The sequence below is a fragment of the Sodalis sp. RH22 genome, assembly GCF_047324165.1.
Lineage (GTDB): Bacteria > Pseudomonadota > Gammaproteobacteria > Enterobacterales > Enterobacteriaceae > Acerihabitans.
The window spans coordinates 5,288,250-5,308,381 of sequence record NZ_CP178731.1; the positions used below are offsets into that span (position 1 = coordinate 5,288,250).

The 20,132-nt window shown below is 53.7% G+C and carries 22 protein-coding genes; 15 read left to right on the forward strand and 7 right to left on the reverse strand.

Translation table 11 applies throughout. From position 1 onward, the window contains the following. Window positions 1–323 precede the first annotated feature (323 nt). Window positions 324–1,145 carry an AraC family transcriptional regulator gene (locus ACL2XN_RS24035; RefSeq protein WP_410013938.1) on the reverse strand — a complete coding sequence of 274 codons (822 nt, stop codon included), beginning with the start codon at window positions 1,143–1,145 and terminating at the stop codon, window positions 324–326. 264 nt (window positions 1,146–1,409) lie between these two features. On the opposite strand from ACL2XN_RS24035, the gene ACL2XN_RS24040 reads away from it, so the two are divergent. Then, complete coding sequence (locus tag ACL2XN_RS24040) at window positions 1,410–2,807, forward strand: MFS transporter (RefSeq protein WP_413729625.1); 1,398 nt, start codon at window positions 1,410–1,412, stop codon at window positions 2,805–2,807. A 32-nt stretch (window positions 2,808–2,839) separates the two neighbouring features. Beyond that, the gene (locus ACL2XN_RS24045; RefSeq protein ID WP_413729626.1) at window positions 2,840–4,798 is read left to right on the forward strand and encodes a glycoside hydrolase family 127 protein; all 1,959 of its coding nucleotides are present in this window, start codon (window positions 2,840–2,842) and stop codon (window positions 4,796–4,798) included. 145 nt (window positions 4,799–4,943) lie between these two features. Here ACL2XN_RS24045 and ACL2XN_RS24050 read toward each other — a convergent pair whose 3' ends face one another. Beyond that, complete coding sequence (locus ACL2XN_RS24050) at window positions 4,944–5,558, reverse strand: CGNR zinc finger domain-containing protein (RefSeq protein WP_413729627.1); 615 nt, start codon at window positions 5,556–5,558, stop codon at window positions 4,944–4,946. A 93-nt stretch (window positions 5,559–5,651) separates the two neighbouring features. Between ACL2XN_RS24050 and ACL2XN_RS24055 the strand changes: the two genes are divergently transcribed. The 4 genes from ACL2XN_RS24055 (at window position 5,652) to ACL2XN_RS24070 (ending at window position 9,228) form a co-directional block, all read left to right on the forward strand. Next, window positions 5,652–6,593: an alpha/beta fold hydrolase gene (locus ACL2XN_RS24055; RefSeq protein WP_413729628.1), complete on the forward strand. Its 942-nt coding sequence runs from the start codon at window positions 5,652–5,654 to the stop codon at window positions 6,591–6,593. 295 nt (window positions 6,594–6,888) lie between these two features. After that, window positions 6,889–7,629, forward strand: coding sequence for an SDR family oxidoreductase (locus ACL2XN_RS24060; RefSeq protein WP_413731020.1), 741 nt, complete (start codon window positions 6,889–6,891; stop codon window positions 7,627–7,629). Window positions 7,630–7,829: 200 nt separating this feature from the next. Next, a complete protein-coding gene (locus ACL2XN_RS24065) occupies window positions 7,830–8,492 on the forward strand; it encodes a dTMP kinase (protein ID WP_413731021.1) in 663 nt (220 codons plus the stop codon). Window positions 8,493–8,745: 253 nt separating this feature from the next. After that, window positions 8,746–9,228, forward strand: a complete 483-nt coding sequence (locus ACL2XN_RS24070; RefSeq protein WP_410013943.1) for a glutathione peroxidase — start codon at window positions 8,746–8,748, stop codon at window positions 9,226–9,228. Between the two features lie 224 nt (window positions 9,229–9,452). Here the strand turns inward: ACL2XN_RS24070 and ACL2XN_RS24075 are convergent, their stop codons facing one another. After that, a complete protein-coding gene (locus tag ACL2XN_RS24075) occupies window positions 9,453–10,373 on the reverse strand; it encodes a LysR substrate-binding domain-containing protein (RefSeq protein WP_413721224.1) in 921 nt (306 codons plus the stop codon). Between the two features lie 141 nt (window positions 10,374–10,514). On the opposite strand from ACL2XN_RS24075, the gene ACL2XN_RS24080 reads away from it, so the two are divergent. Both ACL2XN_RS24080 and ACL2XN_RS24085 read left to right on the forward strand, forming a co-directional pair. Beyond that, window positions 10,515–10,904, forward strand: a complete 390-nt coding sequence (locus ACL2XN_RS24080) for a RidA family protein (protein ID WP_413721223.1) — start codon at window positions 10,515–10,517, stop codon at window positions 10,902–10,904. A gap of 149 nt (window positions 10,905–11,053) precedes the next feature. Further along, window positions 11,054–12,013, forward strand: a complete 960-nt coding sequence (locus tag ACL2XN_RS24085) for a quinone oxidoreductase family protein (protein ID WP_413729629.1) — start codon at window positions 11,054–11,056, stop codon at window positions 12,011–12,013. Window positions 12,014–12,210: 197 nt separating this feature from the next. On the opposite strand, the gene ACL2XN_RS24090 is transcribed toward ACL2XN_RS24085, so the two are convergent. Beyond that, window positions 12,211–12,618, reverse strand: a complete 408-nt coding sequence (locus tag ACL2XN_RS24090) for a RidA family protein (RefSeq protein ID WP_261106733.1) — start codon at window positions 12,616–12,618, stop codon at window positions 12,211–12,213. A 144-nt stretch (window positions 12,619–12,762) separates the two neighbouring features. On the opposite strand from ACL2XN_RS24090, the gene ACL2XN_RS24095 reads away from it, so the two are divergent. Further along, complete coding sequence (locus ACL2XN_RS24095) at window positions 12,763–13,368, forward strand: TetR/AcrR family transcriptional regulator (protein ID WP_413729630.1); 606 nt, start codon at window positions 12,763–12,765, stop codon at window positions 13,366–13,368. Between the two features lie 239 nt (window positions 13,369–13,607). Here ACL2XN_RS24095 and ACL2XN_RS24100 read toward each other — a convergent pair whose 3' ends face one another. From ACL2XN_RS24100 to ACL2XN_RS24110, 3 genes are read right to left on the reverse strand one after another with little or no spacing between them, the layout of a single operon-like run. Beyond that, the gene (locus ACL2XN_RS24100) at window positions 13,608–14,450 is read right to left on the reverse strand and encodes an MBL fold metallo-hydrolase (protein WP_413729631.1); all 843 of its coding nucleotides are present in this window, start codon (window positions 14,448–14,450) and stop codon (window positions 13,608–13,610) included. A 13-nt stretch (window positions 14,451–14,463) separates the two neighbouring features. Next, on the reverse strand, window positions 14,464–14,790 hold the full coding sequence (locus ACL2XN_RS24105) for a hypothetical protein (RefSeq protein ID WP_410013948.1): 327 nt from the start codon (window positions 14,788–14,790) through the stop codon (window positions 14,464–14,466). A 4-nt stretch (window positions 14,791–14,794) separates the two neighbouring features. After that, complete coding sequence (locus ACL2XN_RS24110) at window positions 14,795–15,340, reverse strand: sugar ABC transporter (protein WP_413729632.1); 546 nt, start codon at window positions 15,338–15,340, stop codon at window positions 14,795–14,797. Window positions 15,341–15,504: 164 nt separating this feature from the next. On the opposite strand from ACL2XN_RS24110, the gene ACL2XN_RS24115 reads away from it, so the two are divergent. The 6 genes from ACL2XN_RS24115 to ACL2XN_RS24140 all read left to right on the forward strand — a co-directional run bounded on the left by ACL2XN_RS24115 (window position 15,505) and on the right by ACL2XN_RS24140 (window position 20,015). Then, window positions 15,505–16,395, forward strand: coding sequence for a LysR substrate-binding domain-containing protein (locus ACL2XN_RS24115; RefSeq protein ID WP_413729633.1), 891 nt, complete (start codon window positions 15,505–15,507; stop codon window positions 16,393–16,395). A gap of 324 nt (window positions 16,396–16,719) precedes the next feature. Further along, window positions 16,720–17,610, forward strand: a complete 891-nt coding sequence (locus tag ACL2XN_RS24120; protein WP_413729635.1) for an oxidoreductase — start codon at window positions 16,720–16,722, stop codon at window positions 17,608–17,610. A gap of 138 nt (window positions 17,611–17,748) precedes the next feature. Continuing rightward, window positions 17,749–18,288 (forward strand): DUF2058 domain-containing protein, encoded by a 540-nt coding sequence (locus tag ACL2XN_RS24125; protein ID WP_413727840.1) that lies wholly within the window; start codon window positions 17,749–17,751, stop codon window positions 18,286–18,288. A gap of 377 nt (window positions 18,289–18,665) precedes the next feature. Beyond that, on the forward strand, window positions 18,666–19,007 hold the full coding sequence (locus tag ACL2XN_RS24130) for a DMT family transporter (RefSeq protein WP_410013953.1): 342 nt from the start codon (window positions 18,666–18,668) through the stop codon (window positions 19,005–19,007). Beyond that, window positions 19,007–19,600 carry a TetR/AcrR family transcriptional regulator gene (locus ACL2XN_RS24135; protein ID WP_410013954.1) on the forward strand — a complete coding sequence of 198 codons (594 nt, stop codon included), beginning with the start codon at window positions 19,007–19,009 and terminating at the stop codon, window positions 19,598–19,600. Before ACL2XN_RS24130 ends, ACL2XN_RS24135 begins: the two co-directional genes overlap by 1 nt. A 145-nt stretch (window positions 19,601–19,745) precedes the next feature. Beyond that, window positions 19,746–20,015, forward strand: coding sequence for a hypothetical protein (locus ACL2XN_RS24140; RefSeq protein ID WP_413729636.1), 270 nt, complete (start codon window positions 19,746–19,748; stop codon window positions 20,013–20,015). Window positions 20,016–20,132 lie beyond the last annotated feature (117 nt).

Below are 20,132 nucleotides of genomic sequence, written 5' to 3' on the forward strand. Positions count from 1 at the left end.
TGAATTTTTAGTGGCAAAATTGTGACTTAATCAAAATTATATGCAGTAAGTGAATCCATTCGCGCTCAGCCGAGCGTAATAAGGTAAAAGTGTTGCGGTATTTTAACAATTACCTATTAAGCCAGCGTATGCCGTAATGATAATTAATACCCTACTGCGCATAACATACCCGGCAACGGCTTTCCACAGTGTGTAAAGGTTGTATCGCTCAGCGACGGGTGAGGAAGCAGGGGCGGCTTGCGTGCGGCAGAGGGTGCGTCAATCCGGGCGCCTCTCCCGGCCGGTGTTTTTTTTGGGTCTTCCCCTGTTGTTCCCCAGCGTGCCTAGATATCCGAATTAATATGCTCTTTACAGTAACGCTTTTTATATTCCAGCGGCGTCAAACCGGTTAGCCGGCGAAACAGCCGCCTGAAATATCCCACATCCTGGAAACCACAGCGTTTTGCGATATCGGCAATGATGCCGCAGTCCGCAACCAGCAGTTTTTCTGCGTTGCCGATGCGCCGCCGGTGAATGGCCTCGGTAAGGGTCATACGGAACGTCATTTTATAGACCCGGCCCAGATAGTCGGCATTGCAGAAGAGTTGAGACGCCAACCCGGATGCGGTAAGGGGCAGATGGAACTGGGTGCCGATCAGCTGTTGCGCTTTCCATGCCAAGGCTATGCCCGGTTCCGCCGGTTCAGTGCTTTCGGTCCAGCCGTCCGCCACCTGTTGCAACAGCAGCAGCAGAATTAATTCCAGCGAGGAAGGGGGCGATCGGTTTTCCTGCTCGCTGAGAAACAGTCTAAACAGCGTAACAAACCGGCGTGGATCGCGTATTTTACTGTATTGCGGTATAGGTAATTTAATCGCCTGTTCTTTGGCGGCATTACTGGCCGTCATGCCGAAGTGCAGCCAGTAAAATTTTAAATCCGCGGGAAAATTACCTATGCCCGTATGTTCCCGGCCTGGCCATAATAAAAGCGATTCCCCGGCTTTGACATAAAAATCATGCTGGTTCTCTCGAATCGCTAATATCCCCTGTTCAACAAAAATTAATTCATAGGATCCCAGGACGCGGGTGGGGTGGTGGCCCAGGCCGCGCGAAATAAAAAGGCCGCCATTTTCAATTCTAATGGGGTAATTAACTGATATTTCTAGCATAATCAATTACCTTGTCTGCCGTTTTTCCTCACCTTAGCAAACCTGACTGGGCATGTCAGGTAATATGACCGCACTATTGATCTGCTTCACAATTTTAAATCCATGTCGGAATTGTACCCTTTATCTGCCTTTTCCTCACCTTGTTGCGCCCCCGGTAGTGTGCGACGTTTAACCGGTGGAACCCTAAAAATGCTTATTACATTGAAGCGTTAACTTCTTAACCCTTCCGCATGCCAATAACGCGTTATCGGCGAGGAGAAAATAATGTCAACCACCTCCATTCCCCATACGGTTGCCCCGGCAATAACCGCCGGCAGCTATTTATCCATGCGTGAAAAAATCGGTTACGGTTTAGGCGATGCGGGCGGTACCGTTATTACCTGCCTGATGATGAATTTCCTCACCTTCTTTTATACGGATATATTCGGACTCACCCCGGCGCTGGTAGGCATTATGTTTATCGTGCTGCGCGTCGTGGATGCCGTTTCCGATCCCCTGATGGGCGTGGTGGCTGACCGGACCGTAAGCCGCTGGGGACGGTTTCGCCCCTGGCAGCTATGGGCCGCGCTGCCCATCGGTATTATCGGTATCCTGACGTTCACCGTGCCCGATGTGGGCATCCATGCAAAAATCCTCTGGGCCTTTGTCACCTACCTGATGCTCTCCCTGAGTTATACCGCCATCAATGTGCCCTATTGCGCGCTGATAAACACCATGACCGGTGTCCACCGGGAGGTGATTTCCTGTCAGGCCTGGCGTTTTGTGCTGTGCGGCGTCGCCGGTTTCCTGGTCTCGGTGGGATTGCCCTGGCTGGTGGAGGCGCTGGGACGCGGCCATGCGGCCCAAGGCTATCAACGCGGCGTCGCCGTGCTGTGCGTTATCGCGGTGGCGATGTTTTTGTGCTGTTTTTTCTGGGTGCGTGAACGGGTGCCCCTGGCGGTGATGGGTAAGTTTTCACTACGGGACCATTTGCGGGGTCTGCGGCAAAACGATCAGTTGCTGCTGATGTTGCTGATGTCATTTTTGCTGATAAATGTCTTTAATATTCGCGGCGGCGGCTATATGTATTTTATTACCTATGCGCTGCACGGCAGCGCCGGCTACGCTTCGCTGTTTTTTACCGCCGTCACCGTGGCGTCCATTCTTGGTGCCATGATCGTCAATGGCCTGTCACGGCGCATCGATACGGTAAAACTCTATTATTACACCAATATTACCCTGGCGGTCCTGGGCATCCTGATGTGGTTTATCCCCATTGGCGAGGCGTACCGCACCCTATGGCTGGCGCTGATTTTCATCAACAGCATTATCCTCGGTTTTACCCTGACGCTGCATTTCTCCCTCATGGCGTTTGCCGATGATTATGGCTTCTGGAAAACGCGTATCCGCTCATCCGGCATGAGCTTTGCCTTTAATCTGTTTTTTATCAAACTGGCCTGGGCATCCAGCGCCGGTATTATCAGCCTGGTGTTCGTTCTGGTGGCCTATGCTCCCGGCATCGATCGCCAAACCCCCGCGTCGCTCCACGGTATCCAGATGATGGAAACCCTGATACCGACGATATTTCATTTATTGCTGGCTGTGGTGTTGCGTTTTTGCCGGCTGGACAATACCAGTATGGCCCGTATATCCCGCGATCTTCAGGACCGTCGGTTGGCATAAACATTGATTAAACATTGATTAGGTAATCAAAAATGGAAAAAACATCCGAAATCGACCTGCATCATATCAAGCTGACCGATTCCTTCTGGCTGGATTATCAGCGACTGGTCAGGGATGTGGTCTTGCCGTACCAGTGGGAGGCGCTAAACGATCGTATCGCCGACGCGGAACCCAGTCATGCCATAGAAAATTTCCGCCTCGCGGCCGGACGCAGCCAGGGAGAATTTTACGGAATGGTATTCCAGGACAGCGATGTCGCGAAATGGCTGGAGGCGGTGGCCTGGATGCTGTGCCGGCAGCGGGATCCGCAGCTGGAGCGTACCGCCGATGAAACCATTGAACTGATCGCCGCCGCCCAGCAGCCGGACGGCTACCTGAATACCTATTTTACCGTGAAGGCGCCGGAAAAACGCTGGACCAACCTGGCGGAATGCCATGAGCTGTATTGCGCCGGACATATGATTGAAGCCGGCGTGGCTTACTACCGCGCCACCGGCAAAACCCGCCTGCTCGAGGTCGTGTGCGCCCTGGCCGATCATATTGACGGGGTTTTCGGCCCGGGTCCCCGGCAGTTGCATGGGTATCCGGGCCACCCGGAAATCGAGCTGGCGTTGATGGAATTGTATGACGTGACCGCCAATCAGCGCTATCTCGCCCTGGCGCGCTATTTTGTTGAGCAGCGCGGTACCGAACCTCATTTCTATGACCTTGAATACGAGCGCCGCGGCCGCACTTCCCACTGGCACAACTACGGCACGGCCTGGATGGTGAAAGACAAGGCGTATAGCCAGGCGCATAAACCCATTGCGCTGCAGGAAACGGCGGTAGGCCATGCGGTCAGGTTCGTTTATCTGCTGGCGGGCGTCGCCCATCTGGCGCGTGTCAGCGGCGATGATGAGAAGCGCCGCGCCTGCCGTCGCTTATGGGACGACATGACCCGGCGCCAGATGTACATTACCGGCGGAATCGGCGCCCAAAGCCATGGCGAGGCGTTTACTTCCGGTTACGATCTGCCCAACGACACTGCTTATACGGAAAGCTGCGCGTCCATCGGCCTGATGATGTTTGCCAGGCGCATGCTGCAAATGGAGGCCGACGGGCAGTATGCCGACGTGATGGAGCGAGCGCTGTATAATACCGTGCTGGCGGGCATGGCTCTTGACGGAAAACATTTTTTCTACGTCAATCCGCTGGAAGTCCATCCTGGCGCCATTAAATGCAACCATATTTACGATCACGTTAAACCGGTGCGCCAGCAATGGTTCGGCTGCGCCTGCTGTCCGCCCAATATCGCCCGGTTGCTGGGCTCGCTCGGCAATTACATTTACACCCGCAACGACGAGACCCTGTTTGTAAATCTCTATATCGGCAGCGAGGTGACCCTGCCGGCGGGCGATCGTGCCCTGACGGTGCGGCAAACCGGTAATTACCCTTGGGACGAAACCGTTACTCTCACCGTCACCTGTGCGGCGCCGACATCCTTTACGCTGGCGCTGCGTTTGCCGGGCTGGTGTCCGTCGCCGCAGGCGATGCTGAACGGCGAACCGGTGGCTATGGCGCCCCGGCGGGGATATGCCTATTTCACGCGTACCTGGTCTGAAGGCGACAGTATTCAACTGACTTTGCCGATGCCGGTGCGCCGGGTCCGCAGCAATCCGCTGGTGCGCCAAAACCTGGGAAAGGTTGCTTTGCAGCGTGGACCGCTGGTGTATTGCCTGGAACAGGCCGATAACGGTGATAATCTGCATCAGCTGCGTTTGTCCGCCGGAAATGATTTTCGCTTAGTGCCCGGTGAAGGCGTGCTGGCGGGGAAAACCCTGATCCAGGCGCCGGGGGAGGGCCTGTCGCCTGCGGATGTTTCGCAACAGCCGCTTTATGATTATGACGGAGAACCTCCGCGGCGCCGGCAGCAATCCCTGTTGTTTATTCCTTATTTTTGCTGGGCCAACCGCGGCGAAGGGGAGATGCGGGTATGGGTCGCAGAGGACTGACCCGATATCGCCGTATAAAAGGAGACGCGGGGCAGGGAGCGCCCCGGGGTGGCAGCCTGCCTGAATCGTCAGCGCAGCGATGGCGGCAGCTTCGCCGGCCCGGGCGAAACAGATTGTCTATGCCGGCCGGCTATCGTGCCGGACATCACCGCGGATTGCGTATGGCGGCGGAACGCAATTGGGATGTTTTCCTGGAACGAAACGCTGCCACTTTCATCCTATTGCCGCAAGTGGCCATGCTGCACCAGCGGCGGCGGTGCGATTTGCTCAGGTCATGGAAGAGCAGAATGCAGTCATGGGCTTCGCATTGGCGTACGAATTCGAATTTATCGCCCGTAACCAGACTTACCAAAGCATCGGCCACAGGCCAAAGCAGGCTTGCCGGGGTGCTATCCCGGTGGTGAACACCGATGCGCAATTCCTGCGCTTCGCCATCCCATTCCAGCCTCTTCACCGGACAACCCGCCGCAAGCACCTGATTGATGGCGGTGAAATCGGCTAGAACGCCTTTCATTGCCGCGTTCACCACTGCCCGCGCACAGTCGCGAAGCCCGCGGGCTTCAGCCAGCAGGCCACAGGGGATCTGCTGGTTAGCGCCATCGGGCCAAAGGCCCGCCAGCTTCAGCCAGCTCGCGACGCTTTGATCGTCGGTTAGGCAGTCATGATGTTGGTCGCCCACACCGTACTCACTGTTAATGAAATCGAGGGCAAGATTGTCCGCCAGAAAGAGCGGGCCGGAAGACGTGCTGGTCGGATTCATAGTGACCTGTAACTAATAAAATATATTTGACAGGTTACCAAAAAACCACGTAACCTTCAAATTACAAATTTAACGGTTACAAAAGGAATTATCATGACCTCTTCCAAATCGATTGCAGCTACCGGACCCGCGACTTCTCTGCTTGTTGACGGTGCGCATTCCGCCAATGCTATCGGCCCCATTCGTTACCGCTACGAGCAGGTGGGTGATGTGAAGGTTTTCTACCGCGAGGCAGGCAACCCCAGCGCACCCACGCTATTGCTGCTTCACGGCTTCGCAGCCTCATCGTTTATGTTTCGCGACCTTATTCCCGAACTGGCCGAACGCTATCATGTGATCGCGCCGGACTTACCGGCCTTTGGTTTTACCGCGGCCCCGGCGCGGGGCGAGTACGCCTACACCTTCAGCCAGCTGGCGCAGACCATCGGCCAGTTTACCGAACAGCTTAAGCTCGCTACATACGCGCTTATGGTTCACGACTACGGCGCCCCGGTGGGATGGCGCCTGGCTGTCGCCCATCCTGAGCGGGTGACCGCCATTATTTCTCAGAACGGCAACGCCTATGAGGAAGGATTGGGCGATAGCTGGGCACCTATTCAAAAGTACTGGCGCGAACCGACGCAGCAGAACCGGAACGCCCTGCATGACTTTCCGACACCGGCCTCGATTAAGTGGCAATACCTGGAAGGGGTTACCGACAAGGATTCGGTTTCGCCAGATGGCTATACGTTGGAAGGGCTCCAGATATCGCGGCCTGGCAATGCGGACATTCAGCTCGACCTGCTTTTGGATTACGCCTCCAACGTAGCAATGTACCCTGCCTTCCAGGCGTACTTCCGCAAGTACCAGCCACCATTGCTGGCGGTTTGGGGAAAGAACGATCCGTTTTTCCTTCCAGACGGAGCCGAAGCCTGGAAACGCGATCTGCCCAAGGCGGATATTCGCTTCTATGACACCGGGCACTTCGCGCTTGAAACCCACGCCAGGCAAATCATTCCTGTGATTCGTGCGTTCCTGGACAAGAATATAGGGTAGCGGGTCGGTTTGATATGTTGGCCAAGGCAACCGCTCAATTCAACAGGCTTATCCACAGCGCTCCTGGCCAAGGGATCTGCCGGGAATGCCCTTGCTATCAAAGTATTGTCTGCTTTGTGCCAGAGCAGACTTTGAAACAATTCTAAAAACGCCTGACAACGAAATGACTAACCAAAAGTGCATCTGCTCTGGATAGGTCATCCATTCATGCCACTTCTACACAATTAAACAGATGACGACTATGTTTATCTTTCGTAAGGTAAATGGCGATTATAAGGATCAAAAGGGCGTAATTATGGGAAGATTTCACGGTAAGCGTGTACTTATAACGGGTGGCACCAGCGGCATTGGGCTGGCAGGCGCGCTGCGAATTGTGAAAGAGGGAGGACAAGTTGCCATCACGGGGCTGAGTGAAGAACGTCTGGCCCAAACCCGCAAACTGTTGCCGGACACTGCACTGATCCTGAAAAGTGATGCTGCAAGTGAGGCTGATATTGATGCGCTCGCAACGGCAGTCAGCGGCTGGGGGCACCTCGACGGATTGTGGCTGAATGCGGGTTACGCAGAAATTGGCGCACCGGAATCCGTTACGGCCGACGCCTTTAATCGCATGATGAATGCCAATGTTCGCGGGCCCATGCTGCAGCTTGCATCACTTTCCAACACGTTGAACCCAGGTGCATCAGTGTTGGTCACCGCATCGTCTTCAGTCTATGAAGGTGCGCCCATGACGAGCTTATATGGTGCAACAAAAGGCGCCGTTGTCGCCATGGTAAAAAGCTGGGCCGCCTCACTGGCCGCGCGCAATATTCGCGCCAACACGCTGGTGCCAGGACCTATCGAGACTAATTTTAGACACTTCATGTCCGGGGAGTCGCGGCAAAAGTTTGAAGATTTTGTGGTAAGCCAGGTGCCTCTCAGGCGAGCCGGTACAGCTGATGAAGCTGCCGCTGTCGCACTTTTTCTGCTCTCAGAGGATGCGTCCTACGTAACCGGAAGCCAGTATGCTGTGGACGGCGGGCTGGTTCACTATTAATGTGAAACCCAATTTAGATCATTATCTTACTATATAATTTGGTAATCGATTCATTTGCCTGTTTTGGGTATTGGGTTCACGCTGATGCTACAGGCAGCTGCTACGAACGAAAGGGTGGTCAGCTGTGAATAAGAAGGTAATAAGATGCTTTTGCCAGATTTGAGTTTTAAGCAAACCCTATGTCAATCGTCATTTCAAGTATGAGTCGTCCGCTGTTTATTTCTCTGGATGGGCCCAAGGGAGTCGGCAAAACCACACTGTTGGAGGCCATTACGAAAGTACTCAGGGCAGATAACAAGACGGTGATCCGACTTTGCGAGAAAAAAAGCGATCCCTCCAGGAGGGAAACAATGGCCCTCGTGAACAGGCTCGCTAGAAATCCCACCCTGGATTTGGAATTGGAAGTTTGTGAACGCTTTGCCGATAGCCGTGCCTGGATTTCCGAGCATGTGCTGACTAAACAGCCACCGGGCAGCATTATCTTAATGGATCGTTGGTACCCGTCGGAAGCCGCGTTTCGCCGGATGGTTCCATTTGCAGAGATCTTACAGCTTAACATTGAACGAAACGTGCGAACGCCAGACCTGCATGTCGGGGTTGTTACTGCGCCTGACATTTCATGGACAAGGGCCGCGGCCAGAACGCGTGGGCTAAGTAGTACGGTAATTCATAAGCTGGAAGAGCATGTCGCCTGTACCAAGGCGTTTGAGCGAGAAGTTGCAGATCACGGCTGGGTTTTATGCCGTAATGAAGGAATCATCGAAGACGCAACGATGCAGGTTATTTCTGAGATCTACAGAGTGCTTGGATGCCCTATAGGCATCGGTTTTGCGGGCAGGGCTTCTGCCGCATGTCGCCAGTAATTACAGCGACCTATTCCGTCACCCTCCACCCCAGTGTGATCCTCAGATTTGTGTTGCGTCTACAGAATCGGAACCACTCAGTATTTTCAGTCTTGGTATGATTTACCGGGCTGGCTGCCAGCCACGGTCGTGAATACTCATTGAATCGGCGCTGCTACTGACTCTATCTTACTCATAGCGACACGAGGCCTTTAGCACGCCTGTTTGTTGTTCTTTTCGTTCGACTTTGCAAATCTTCTCTGAGGAGCCCGACATGATCACCTTTCATCAACTCACCGCCACCAGTCTGGGTGGCCAGCTCATCTCTATGGCCGACTATGCGGGTAAGCTGGTTCTGGTGGTTAATACCGCCAGCCATTGTGGCTTCACGCCACAATACGCAGGCCTTGAATCGCTCTACAAGAAGTTCGCCGCGCAGGGTCTGGTGGTGCTTGGTTTCCCCTGTAACCAGTTCGGTAATCAGGAACCCGGCGGTGCCGATGAAATCGCGCAGACCTGCCACATCAACTATGGTGTGAGCTTCCCGATATTCGAAAAAGTGGAGGTCAACGGCGCTGCTACGCACCCGGTGTTTCGTTACCTGAAAGACGAATTGCCCGGTGTGCTGGGGGGGCGGATCAAGTGGAACTTCACTAAGTTCCTGATCGGACGCGACGGCAAACCGGTCAAGCGTTTTGCACCGTTCACCACCCCAGAGAAAATGGAAACCGTAATTCTTGCTGCACTTGAAATCTAAGTGTGCGTGTAATTCGAATCGTCCACATTTAGAGAGCTTCCGATAAACTGATTATGCCCGAGTGGGATTAACGTCCGTTCTTCGCTCACAGCGGACCTTCGGCTCAATTAGCTCGTCAGCTTCGTGCCAGGAGCGGACGTCGACATCTGAATTCCCTTTCAGTCAAGACCACCAGAATGACCACCAATCGACGCTGATGAGCGAATCAGGGGGCTGGGACGTAGTTACTTATTGTTAGAATTGGGGACATGGTGCTGCATCAATTCAACGATCCAATCAATAAAAACTCGCAGTTTGGCGTTGACATGGCGGTTCGGCGGAAACGCCAGGTACAGAGGCATTGGATTAATACGCCAGTGTTCAAATAGCGGAGTCAAGGAGCCACAAGCCTGATGTGCTGCCGCCATATAGACTGGCAGCGCAATCACGCCTAACCCGGCTAGCCCAGCTTCGAGGTAAGCATTGCCATCATCCACTGCAAGCACATAGCTGCTTTTGATTTCAATATGTTCACTCTCACAGTGCAGCACCAGAGGATCAATCTTACCGGTGCGTGAAGACAAGAATCCCACTATGCGATGGTCGGTGTTTTCCAGATCGCGCGGGTGCGCAGGAGCGCCAAGGCGTTCCACATAGCTGGGGGCGGCGTAGACGCCGATTTGCAAATCGCCGACATGGCGTGCGATCAGGGACTGGTCGGTGATTTCGCCACCGCGCAAGACGCAATCCACATTGTCGCCGATCAGATCCACCACCCGGTCGCTCACGCCCATGTCGAACTGGATATCAGGGTAGCGTGCGTGGAAAGCCGGTAGCGCTGGCACCAGCACAAGGCGGGCCAGCGGACTGGGCACATCCACCCGTAATCGTCCTCCGGGCGTAATCGCCGCACTGGAGAGGCTGTTTTCAGCATCCTCCATGTCCGCCAGCAGGCGGATGACGTGCTCGTAGTAGACCGCGCCGTCGGGAGTGACACCGAGCTTGCGGGTGGTGCGATGGAGTAACTTGACGCGCAGGCGCGCTTCCAACTGCTGAATAAGTTGCGTCACCGTGGTTTTGCTCATATGAAGCGTCTGGGCAGCCTTTGTGAAGCTACCTGCCTCCACCACGCGAGCAAAGGCGCGCATCGCATCGAAACGATCCATTCCTTATCCTCTCTTTCTCACCGATTGTTTGGATTTTACAAACAATGATGGACAAAGTCGCCTGTTTATCCGCCCGATCCAGTACCTGTAAAGTGTCTTTATGTTCACCGGGCAGATTTCGCCCATTGCAAAGGTACAAACATGACAACACGCGAAGCAGTTTTTCCCTTCGGTCGGCAGGCGCTCTATGAGCGCAATCGCTATTCACCGGCCATCAAATCCAACGGTTTCTTGTTCGTTTCGGGGCAGGTGGGTAGCCGGGAGGATGGTTTGCCTGAACAGGATCTTAAAGAGCAGATCAGGCTGGCATTCGATAACCTTAATGCTGTTCTCGCGGCTGCGGGCTGCACGTTCGGTGATGTGGTTGACGTTACCCTCTTTGTCGTCGATCCCGAGTCAAACCTCGACGCTATCTGGAGTATCCTGCCAGAATATTGGGGGGAGGCGCCTTACCCTACGTTGACCGGGATCGGCGTGACGTGGCTTTACGGATTCCAGTTTGAGATTAAGGTGATTGCCAGGCTGCCCTAAGCGTTACGGGTCTTTCCGCCAGTCGAAAATTCAACAGGGCAGACCGCGCTGCCTGTAGAGGCAGCAGAGAGATTTCTGAATTGCTATATGCCGCATCGGGATGGTTTGCCAGGCTGGTCAGGATTTACTGATGAGACAGAGGAAAATTTATGAAAGCAGCGGTTTATGACGTGGAAGGCGCTCCCGGCGTCCTGAAATATGTCGATATCCCCGATCCGGTCGCAGGACCTGACGACGTTCTGATTTCTGTCGAGGCTATCTCGATAGAAGGTGGAGATCTGATCAACCGCCGTTTAACTCCGCCGCCTCTTCCTTCATGGATCGTCGGCTACGCTGCCGCGGGCACAGTTGTTGCAGTAGGATCGAACGTCCGTAGCCGTACGGTTGGGGACAGAGTCGCGGCTTTTCACATGCAGGGATCACATGCGGAACGTTGGTCTGTGCCCGCGGAACGAACCTGGCTTATACCCGATGCGGTGGATATGGCAGAAGCGGCGGTTTTACCGATTTCTTTTGGAACCGCGCACCATTGCCTTTTCACTCGAGGCATGCTCCGGCACGGAGAAACCGTCCTTATTCAGGCAGCAGCTGGTGGCGTGGGGCTCGCGGTCGTCCAGCTTGCCTCACAAGCAGGCGCAACGGTCATCGCCGTGGCAAGCGGAACGCAGCGAAGAAGCCGGTTGCTGGAACTTGGTGCCGATCATGTCGTGGATCGTGCAGAGAATAACGTCGTGGACAGTGTCAGACAGTACACCCATGGCAGCGGTGTTGACCTCGTCATCGATCCGGTGGGGACGACGTTGCCTGCTTCGCTTTCTGCACTCGCTCCGGAAGGACGTCTCATCTTCGTCGGTAATGCGGGCGGTGGAGGCCTGACTGTCGACTTGTGGCCGCCAATGCAGTCTAACCAGACACTCATGGGGGTATTCATGGGACCCCTTTTTGAAAGGCCCGGAGTTCGGGCAAGTGTGGACGACATGTTGCAGGCTTTAGCAGCAGGGCGCATCAGGATTGTCATTGACCGCATCTTCCCCCTGGCCAGCGCTGCTGCGGCCCACGAATTCGCCGAGACAGCGAAACCGCTTGGGCGCATCGTTATGAAGCCATGAGGTGTGTTTGACCCGTATGAGCGCGCTGGGCTAATTACTGTGTTCTGGTGTCAAGGCTAAGTTCAGATGTCAAGGGTAGGGAAAAGCTGAAATGTCCGCTCTGTGCCAAGAGTGGACGTTATGTCGGTTCTGAAACAACGCTTTTCATAGTGACGTCCTCATCCCATTGATGAAGACGTCACTAACATTACTGTCTGTCAACCTGCGGAGGTTGAAGCTGGAATTCGGGCAATGACCTTAATTTCAAAATCGAATCCTGCAAGCCAGGTCACTCCAACGGCTGTCCAGTTCGGGTAAGGGGGCTGCGGGAAAATTGACTGTTTCACCTGCATAATCGTCGGAAACTGATTTTCCGGGTCAGTATGAAAGGTGGTGACATCAAGCAGGTCGTCAAACGTACAACCAGCTGCTGCAAGAGTCGCTGCCAGGTTATCAAACGCAAGTTGCACCTGCGCGGCAAAATCCGGCTCCGGCGTACCGTCGGCGCGGCTGCCAACCTGGCCGGAAACGAACAACATATCGCCAGAGCGGATCGCGGCGGAATAACCATGTTCTTCATAGAGAGCATGGCGGTTAGCAGGAAAAATAGGTTCACGCTGGATCATGGCATGTCCTTTCTTGAGTCAATGTGTGATGCGGGATGCGCGGTATGTAAAATTGATTTAATATACGCGGCGTATGTTGAATTAATCACACATACGCCGCGTATGTCAAATAACATCCGTTACGTATGTCAAAAAGGAGATCGTATGGCCGCCAAATGCCGCGCTGAAACAATGGAAGAGAACCGCGCCAAATTGATTACGGCAGCGCGGAAATCCTTTGCCGAAAGAGGTTTTGCTGCCGTATCAATGGATGAATTAACCGCCAGCGTTGGCCTGACACGTGGGGCGCTATACCACAACTTTGGTGATAAAAAGGGGCTGCTTGCCGCTGTTATTGCTCAAGTAGATGGTGAAATGGCACAACGAGCCAAAGCCGCCGCCGCGACTGCCGGTGACGACTGGGAAAGGCTGCTGGCTGAAGGGATTGCCTACATTAAGATGGCGCTGGACACAGAAGTAAGGCGCATCGTTCTGCTTGATGGTCCGGCTTTCCTTGGGGATCCTACACAATGGCCCAGCCAGAATAGCTGCCTCGAATCCACCCGCCAGACCGTTATAAAGCTGATCGAACGCGGCGTACTTAAATCGGTTGACGCGGATGCCGCTGCACATCTGTTAAACAGTGCCGCGCTGAATTCCGCACTTTGGATTGCTGCGAGCGACAATCCTCAGCGGGCGCTGCCAAAAATTATTGAGGTGTTTACTCAACTGGCAAGCGGCTTACGGAATAGTTCCAATAAACTACGATGAGACGCTTATAGGGTGGGGTGAGCGACGACCTTACAGTGCGCACCAAACAACTTAGTTTGGGTAATTACATTTGATCTGACAGTCAGCCCTGCGCCACGAGCAAACACGACTAACATCGCGGCGCGTTAATCAATGGAGAGCAGATCGCCCGCTCCTGGCTTACTCCTCTACCACTTCTGTTTTTTTGGCAGCGGTTAAGTGATTTGCGAACAGGTATTTCATGAGAGGCGAATAGCCATTCATTCTTCCGGGTAGGAAATTCGATATCCGCCATCAGCCATGAGAACGCTGGCAAACCCCCGACGCTCTAAGTGCATGCCTGCAACGAGCAGTTTTTCCCTGACTGCCTGTTCCAGGAGTTTTTTCCGTGTGTCTTCGGCCTGAGCGGGATTGCAGTCAAATACAATGGAAACGGCCGGGTGTGCTGACTGGATATGCGGGAAGTGGACGATGTCTCCCCATATCAATAAGCATTTATCACCTGAATCGATGCGGAATCCGGTATGGCCTGGCGTGTGACCCGGCAGCCATACCGGGAGAATGCCCCCTGTTATGTCCTTCCCGTCCAGAAAGCGCAAGTTCTGCGCATACGCTTCTAACGTTCGGCGGACCAGCTTAAAATTACGCTGCCCACGCTCGCTGGCCATTTTTAATCTTTCATCATCCCGCCAGTATTCCGCTTCAAGAGGATGAAGATAGAGTTCAGCATGTTTATAGACTGGCCTTCCTTCAGCATCCAGCAGGCCGCCAATATGGTCAGGATGGCCGTGCGTCAATAAGACGGTGTCTACGTCAGCAGGGCTTACCCCCGCGGCACCGAGGTTTCTTTTGAGCAGCCCTCCGACGTTGTTCAGGCCTCCCGCGCCGGCGTCAACCAGAATGGTGCGTCCCTGACCGCGGATCAGATAACAGTTGATATGGATATTACCGGGTTCAGCGATCCCGGCGCTGTGCTGAATTAACCCAGCATCCGCTGTCTCAATGCCTGAAAGTAAATCCAGGCTGGCTGACATATTGCCATCACTCAGGGCGGTAACCAGAAAATCCCCAATCTGACGGGATGTGAAAGGCGGATGGTTCATAAATTCCTCATGGTCAGTTTCGAGCGAATATTTGTGGTGCGCTCGAGCCAAAACAGCGGATACGCGCCATTAGCCCCGAAGCCTGCCGAATGGCCAGATCCAGTTCACGCATAAACTTTTCCATCACGTCCGGCACACGCGATTTTGTCAGGCGATAACAGAGTTCGGCATACACCGGATGCCCGCATCCCGGCCTGACATCGACATATATGATGTGAACTTTTTCTGCTTCTGCGCCGAGAATCTCACTGCACAGTGCGCGGCAGATATGGGTGAAAGCGGGGAGAGCGGTGAACCTGTCAGACTGATCTTCAGAAATGTAAAAAGTCAGATTTGGCATGATTTTATTGTTTTCCTCTCTGGTGACCCTTAGCCGGGTTCTGCAATTGCGGTGTAAGCGTTTCGTAGAGGTAGGCTCCGGGAACTTCTGCTAACTGCGCGGCATTTTCACGTGCAAGAACGTATGCAACGCGCCGCTCCGGGGATTTATCCAGCCCTGACGCCTGCATTGCCAGTACCCGGTATCCCAGCCCGGTCTCGATAAAGCCGATCGGCCGGGCGCTGAGCAGCAGCAATTCATCCGAGGATACGGCCGGAGCCGGGCCTTCACACTCATACAGATTACGGTGCCAGTCAGTGATGTGCTCCTGCCAGCGCGAGAAATTACCGCCGCCTTTCAGCCGGTATTCGTCACTGGTGATAACATCCGCATCCTTAATGGTATGAAGGGCGAGATAAACAGGGCAGCCAGGTTTCAGGGCCCGGAAGCGCTGGGAAGTGCTGAATCCGGTGACGGAGACCAGCGCCGGCAGTTTTTCCCGGCTGTAAAATTCATTCCAGTCTTCCTCGCTTCCGGGATTGGCATAGGTGCATTCCACGATATACAACATTGACTAACCTCTGCATGAATAAACGGCAGGAATCTAATGAGCCCGTTTAATGATTTTTCATCATGCTACATGCTGTTTTTTTGGCTATAAATCGATATTATTTCATGGTTTAGTGATATTCAGTCACTGATGGGTCACCCTATACACACAACAGGGGCGGTTTTATGCGCAGAAAAATTCCCAGCAGCACTTCCCTGCAGGCTTTTGAGGCTGCCGCAAGGCACGGTAATTTTGCCCGGGCCGCAGAGGAGTTATCGCTGACGGAAGGCGCCATCAGCCGGCAGATTGCGCGCCTTGAATCTTTGCTGAACTGCAAACTGTTTGACCGTACCGGAAGCCGCGTCAAGCTTAATCCTGTAGGGGCACGCTATGCACATCACATACGCGAAACGCTCGAACGACTCGACAGGGATACTCAATACATAATGGGGATGCCTGAAGGTAGCAAAAGTCTGGAAATTGCCGTCCTGCCGACGTTTTCCAGTCGTTGGCTGATTCCCCGCCTGAACGGCTTTAGATCTATGCATCCGGATATCACATTACATATTGCGGCCAGAACCGACCCATTCATTCTCACCGGGAGTGGCTTTGATGCCGCAGTTCATTTTGAACATCCCGCATGGGCAGGGATGCGTTTGCATTTTCTCTTTCAGGAAAAACTGGTGCCTGTATGCCATCCTGCACTGTTAACGGACAAGAACGTCTATGAGAGGTTGAACGAACTACCGCGTATTCACCGGCGGCAGAATCCGGAAGCATGGCATCACTATGCCCAAGAAAACGGAATAATCTTTGATAATCCGGCGCAAGGTGTCCGGTATGACCTTCATGAAATGGCAATAGCTGCCGCTTTGGCGGGACAAGGCGTGGCAATGGTGCCGCGTATGTACGTCGAAAAAGAACTGCGTAGCGGAGCGCTTGTCGCACCCTGGCCAGAATCAGAAAACCTGAGCAAAAAATTCTGTTTGGTAAAACCGGTGGAAACAGGAATAAATGAACCTGCACTGCAGGATTTTGAACGCTGGCTACTGGCTGAAATTAATGGCGGGACATGACAGAATTGGGGTGACATAGTGTGGGCTGGTGTATGCCAACCGTCCCTGCCAAAATGAGGACCGGACTGCTAAGCGTCATCGGAACCATCATGAAATTCCGTCGCTGGTTACTGGCAGAATCACAACAGGCGCAGCTCAGTTACCATTACTACATGAGTATTTACTCATGCCTCGATGACGACACTTCACTTTTCATCCGGGCGCGCGCTGTTTAGCATGAGCCTATGCCTGGACACATTATTTTGCTTACGTTATTCGCCGCCCTGCAACATGCCAGCTGGAACGCCTTATTACGCGGCGGTACTCACATCAGGAGAACACAAGATGTCTGATCATCCCACAATTGCTCTTATTGGTCCGGGTGCTATCGGTACCACCATCGCCGCTGTACTGCATGAAGTTGACCGCACGCCGGTCCTTTGCGGGCGCACCGCGCATCCGCGGTTAATTCTGCGTCACGATGAGGGTGAAATTGTGGTGCCCGGTCCGGTATTGACTCGTCCGGTGACTATCAGCCACCCGTTCGATCTGGTGTTTATCGCGGTGAAAACCACCCAGGTAGCTGACAGCGCCCACTGGCTGGCCGCACTGTGCGATGAAAACACGGTGGTATGCGCACTGCAAAATGGCGTCGAGCAGAAAACCCAACTGGAACCCTTGGTCAACGGCGCAACGGTGCTGCCTTCGGTAGTGTGGTTCCCGGCACAGCGCGAGCCGGATGCCTCCGTCTGGCTGCGCGCCAAACCGCGCCTGACGCTGCCGGATGTGGCGCCGGCAAAACGGGTAGCGAATGCGCTTAGCGGCACACGCTGCGCGGTTGAGCTGTCAGCCGATTTTATCTCCATCGCCTGGCGCAAACTGCTGCAGAACGCGGTCGCTGGTCTGATGGTACTGGCGAATCGCCGTGCCGGAATGTTCTCACGCGAGGATATCACTGAACTGGCACTGGCTTATCTGCGTGAATGTCTGACGGTTGCGCGAGAGGAAGGCGCCGTACTGGATGATAACGTTCCGCAGGAGATCGTTAACGGCTTTCATCATGCGCCTGCGGATCTGGGCACCTCCATTCTCGCCGATCGTCAGGCCAACCGCCCACTGGAATGGGATATCCGCAACGGTGTGATACAGCGTTATGGTCGCTCACAGGGTATTCCCACGCCCATCAGCGACGTGCTGGTGCCATTGCTGGCGGCAGGGAGCGAGGGGCCGGGCTGAAATCCTAAGGGCAGGTCACGCCAGCCTATGATAGACCCGCCAAACTCATGCCGCACGGTGATCAGGTGCTCAATCTGGTACAGCCTCATACATTACGGGTATAATCACACAAATTATTCGACTGTTTGAGAAACGAAGATGACAAAACTCACCTTACAAGAGCAGATGCTAAAAGCTGGATTAGTAACCAGCAAAAAAATAGCCAAAGTCCAAAAAACGGCTAAAAAATCACGGGCGCAGGCCCGTGAGGCAAGAGAGGCTGTGGAAGAAAATAAAAAAGCACAGCTTGAACGTGATAAACAGCTCAGCGAGCAACAAAAACACGCTGCTTTATCGAAAGAATATAAAGCCCAGGTAAAGCAGTTAATTGAAATGAATCGAATCAATATTGCCAGAGGCGATATTGATTTTAACTTCACAGATAATAATCTCATTAAAAAGATAGCTGTGGACAAGCTGACTCAATCTCAGCTGATCAGTGGCCGTCTCGCCATTGCCCGGTTGGTTGATGATAACAGCGGCGTGAGTAAATACGCTATTATCCCGGCGAGCGTAGCCGATAAAATTGCGCAGCGAGATGCGAACAGTATTGTATTAAATAGTGCGCTAAGTCAGGAAGAACAAGATGAAGAAGATCCGTATGCCGATTTTAAAGTGCCGGATGATTTGATGTGGTAATCAACGCCTTGCGGATGCTGATGTATGAAAAGTCCTTCCGGGCTTTTCATTAACATCGGATGTTCAGCCAGTACCGGAAAACGCAGGGTTATTCTCGACAGTCGCCAACGCCCGCGCTGCCGGCCCGACGGGATGACGTCTTTTGGCGTTCCCGCTTTTTATCGTATCCAGGCTAGGGCTAGTCCCTTTTTGCTGTTATGGGTGCCAACAGGCGTGACCGGCAACGTGGTGCCATGAGGATGGCCGCGGGGGGCTCCTGCCTGTCACAGCACGTCTTATGTTAATCCGAGGTTACGCAGCAGAAAAAAACCGCTGACGCTTAACTTGCATACCGGCCGGTAGGTATCTAGTATTGGTTTTTATTTCAGGAGAAAACCATGTCTTCACTACTCGCTTACGCAGCACTCGCACTCGCCATCGTTCTGGAAGTGGTGGGCACCCTGTTTCTGGGCAAGTCTGAACATTTTACCCGCCTTATGCCCTCGCTAATTTGCGCTGTTCTTTATGCCTGTTCCTTTTATCTGCTGGCTCAGGTGCTGCGTACGCTTCCGCTAGGGATTGCTTATGCCTCCTGGGGAGGGCTGGGCATTATTCTGACGACCCTTATCGGCGTGGTCGTTTTCAGGCAAAAACCTGATGCGGCGGCCATCGCGGGTATCGCGCTGATTGTTGTCGGCGTGGTGGTGATTAACGGCTTTTCCAAGATGAGCGCCCACTGATGATGACAGCGTCCGGCAGACCAAAAAAAGACCCTGTCAATGTGCGCCGCCGTTTGCTCAATAGTACGGCAAGTCTGATGGCGGCCCGTGGCTTTGCCGGTGTCAGCGTCAGCGACATCGCCTCTGACGCGGGTGTGACCAAAGGCGGCCTGTTTCACCATTTTTCCAGCAAGCAGGATCTTATCACTGCGGTATTTGATGATGAGCTAGAGCAGTTCAATGTACTCCTTGAGGACTTCATGGCGCGTGACCCCGGCGGCTACGGTCGCTTTACACGGGCTTATATCAGGACGACAATTGTCGCCTGCACGGAAAAGATGTCAGCTCTGACGTTTTCTCTCTGTGCTGAACCTGAACTGATAACACGCTGGGAAAGCTGGCTCGCTCAGCGCCTGAAACAGCATCAGGAGACTGACAGTGCACCGGATCTGGAGATTGCCAGACTTGCGGCAGACGGCATCTGGTTCACGAGTCTGCTTAAAGGCGGAACGCCGGGAAACAGGGAAAGCCTGCTCAGCCTTCAGCAGAGGCTGCTTGCGCTGACACTGAACAATCATCCAGACCATATCAGCCCGGGAGTGGCAGATGAATAGGGCCAAAAACATTCCTTACTGTAAATGAGCGAATAAAATACGCGTGATTGATCTGGCGGCGGCGAATATACAGGCAGATGTGTACAACATGAAGTGAGACCGGATATATTATTTATATCAAATCCTCTTCCAGGTGGAGCACCCAATGCCGGAATACCTTTTTTTCAAAAAGGGGAAGCAAACCGTCGTGCTGGAAAGATCAGACACGGACCTGGCCTCTCGGCTGACCCATCAGGGTTATAAAAAACAATTTGAAGAGGTCAGCGCCACTGATGAAAACCACGCGCTCGCCCGCTTTGCTGATATCCGCCGGGAAAAACGAATAGATCAGCATAACTTCATAGCCGGCGCCGGAGCCATGCCCCTCATAGGCGTTATGACGGCAGCGGCTGTTTTTCTTTTGCGCAAAAAGTAGCCAGACCTGATACTGCCGCCGCCACATTAACTCTTCCGCCACGTCTGGCCGCAGCGTTTCACTCTGCGTCGCTGACGCCTTTACCTGGCCGTCCCGTTCGCATACCCTACATTTATC

What these genes read in the sequence shown, in the direction of transcription:
- ACL2XN_RS24035 (WP_410013938.1), bottom strand. Translation starts at nt 1,145, where the DNA reads ATGCTAGAAATATCAGTTAATTACCCCATTAGAATTGAAAATGGCGGC.
- ACL2XN_RS24040 (WP_413729625.1), top strand. Translation starts at nt 1,410, where the DNA reads ATGTCAACCACCTCCATTCCCCATACGGTTGCCCCGGCAATAACCGCC.
- ACL2XN_RS24045 (WP_413729626.1), top strand. Translation starts at nt 2,840, where the DNA reads ATGGAAAAAACATCCGAAATCGACCTGCATCATATCAAGCTGACCGAT.
- ACL2XN_RS24050 (WP_413729627.1), bottom strand. Translation starts at nt 5,558, where the DNA reads ATGAATCCGACCAGCACGTCTTCCGGCCCGCTCTTTCTGGCGGACAAT.
- ACL2XN_RS24055 (WP_413729628.1), top strand. Translation starts at nt 5,652, where the DNA reads ATGACCTCTTCCAAATCGATTGCAGCTACCGGACCCGCGACTTCTCTG.
- ACL2XN_RS24060 (WP_413731020.1), top strand. Translation starts at nt 6,889, where the DNA reads ATGGGAAGATTTCACGGTAAGCGTGTACTTATAACGGGTGGCACCAGC.
- ACL2XN_RS24065 (WP_413731021.1), top strand. Translation starts at nt 7,830, where the DNA reads ATGAGTCGTCCGCTGTTTATTTCTCTGGATGGGCCCAAGGGAGTCGGC.
- ACL2XN_RS24070 (WP_410013943.1), top strand. Translation starts at nt 8,746, where the DNA reads ATGATCACCTTTCATCAACTCACCGCCACCAGTCTGGGTGGCCAGCTC.
- ACL2XN_RS24075 (WP_413721224.1), bottom strand. Translation starts at nt 10,373, where the DNA reads ATGGATCGTTTCGATGCGATGCGCGCCTTTGCTCGCGTGGTGGAGGCA.
- ACL2XN_RS24080 (WP_413721223.1), top strand. Translation starts at nt 10,515, where the DNA reads ATGACAACACGCGAAGCAGTTTTTCCCTTCGGTCGGCAGGCGCTCTAT.
- ACL2XN_RS24085 (WP_413729629.1), top strand. Translation starts at nt 11,054, where the DNA reads ATGAAAGCAGCGGTTTATGACGTGGAAGGCGCTCCCGGCGTCCTGAAA.
- ACL2XN_RS24090 (WP_261106733.1), bottom strand. Translation starts at nt 12,618, where the DNA reads ATGATCCAGCGTGAACCTATTTTTCCTGCTAACCGCCATGCTCTCTAT.
- ACL2XN_RS24095 (WP_413729630.1), top strand. Translation starts at nt 12,763, where the DNA reads ATGGCCGCCAAATGCCGCGCTGAAACAATGGAAGAGAACCGCGCCAAA.
- ACL2XN_RS24100 (WP_413729631.1), bottom strand. Translation starts at nt 14,450, where the DNA reads ATGAACCATCCGCCTTTCACATCCCGTCAGATTGGGGATTTTCTGGTT.
- ACL2XN_RS24105 (WP_410013948.1), bottom strand. Translation starts at nt 14,790, where the DNA reads ATGCCAAATCTGACTTTTTACATTTCTGAAGATCAGTCTGACAGGTTC.
- ACL2XN_RS24110 (WP_413729632.1), bottom strand. Translation starts at nt 15,340, where the DNA reads ATGTTGTATATCGTGGAATGCACCTATGCCAATCCCGGAAGCGAGGAA.
- ACL2XN_RS24115 (WP_413729633.1), top strand. Translation starts at nt 15,505, where the DNA reads ATGCGCAGAAAAATTCCCAGCAGCACTTCCCTGCAGGCTTTTGAGGCT.
- ACL2XN_RS24120 (WP_413729635.1), top strand. Translation starts at nt 16,720, where the DNA reads ATGTCTGATCATCCCACAATTGCTCTTATTGGTCCGGGTGCTATCGGT.
- ACL2XN_RS24125 (WP_413727840.1), top strand. Translation starts at nt 17,749, where the DNA reads ATGACAAAACTCACCTTACAAGAGCAGATGCTAAAAGCTGGATTAGTA.
- ACL2XN_RS24130 (WP_410013953.1), top strand. Translation starts at nt 18,666, where the DNA reads ATGTCTTCACTACTCGCTTACGCAGCACTCGCACTCGCCATCGTTCTG.
- ACL2XN_RS24135 (WP_410013954.1), top strand. Translation starts at nt 19,007, where the DNA reads ATGATGACAGCGTCCGGCAGACCAAAAAAAGACCCTGTCAATGTGCGC.
- ACL2XN_RS24140 (WP_413729636.1), top strand. Translation starts at nt 19,746, where the DNA reads ATGCCGGAATACCTTTTTTTCAAAAAGGGGAAGCAAACCGTCGTGCTG.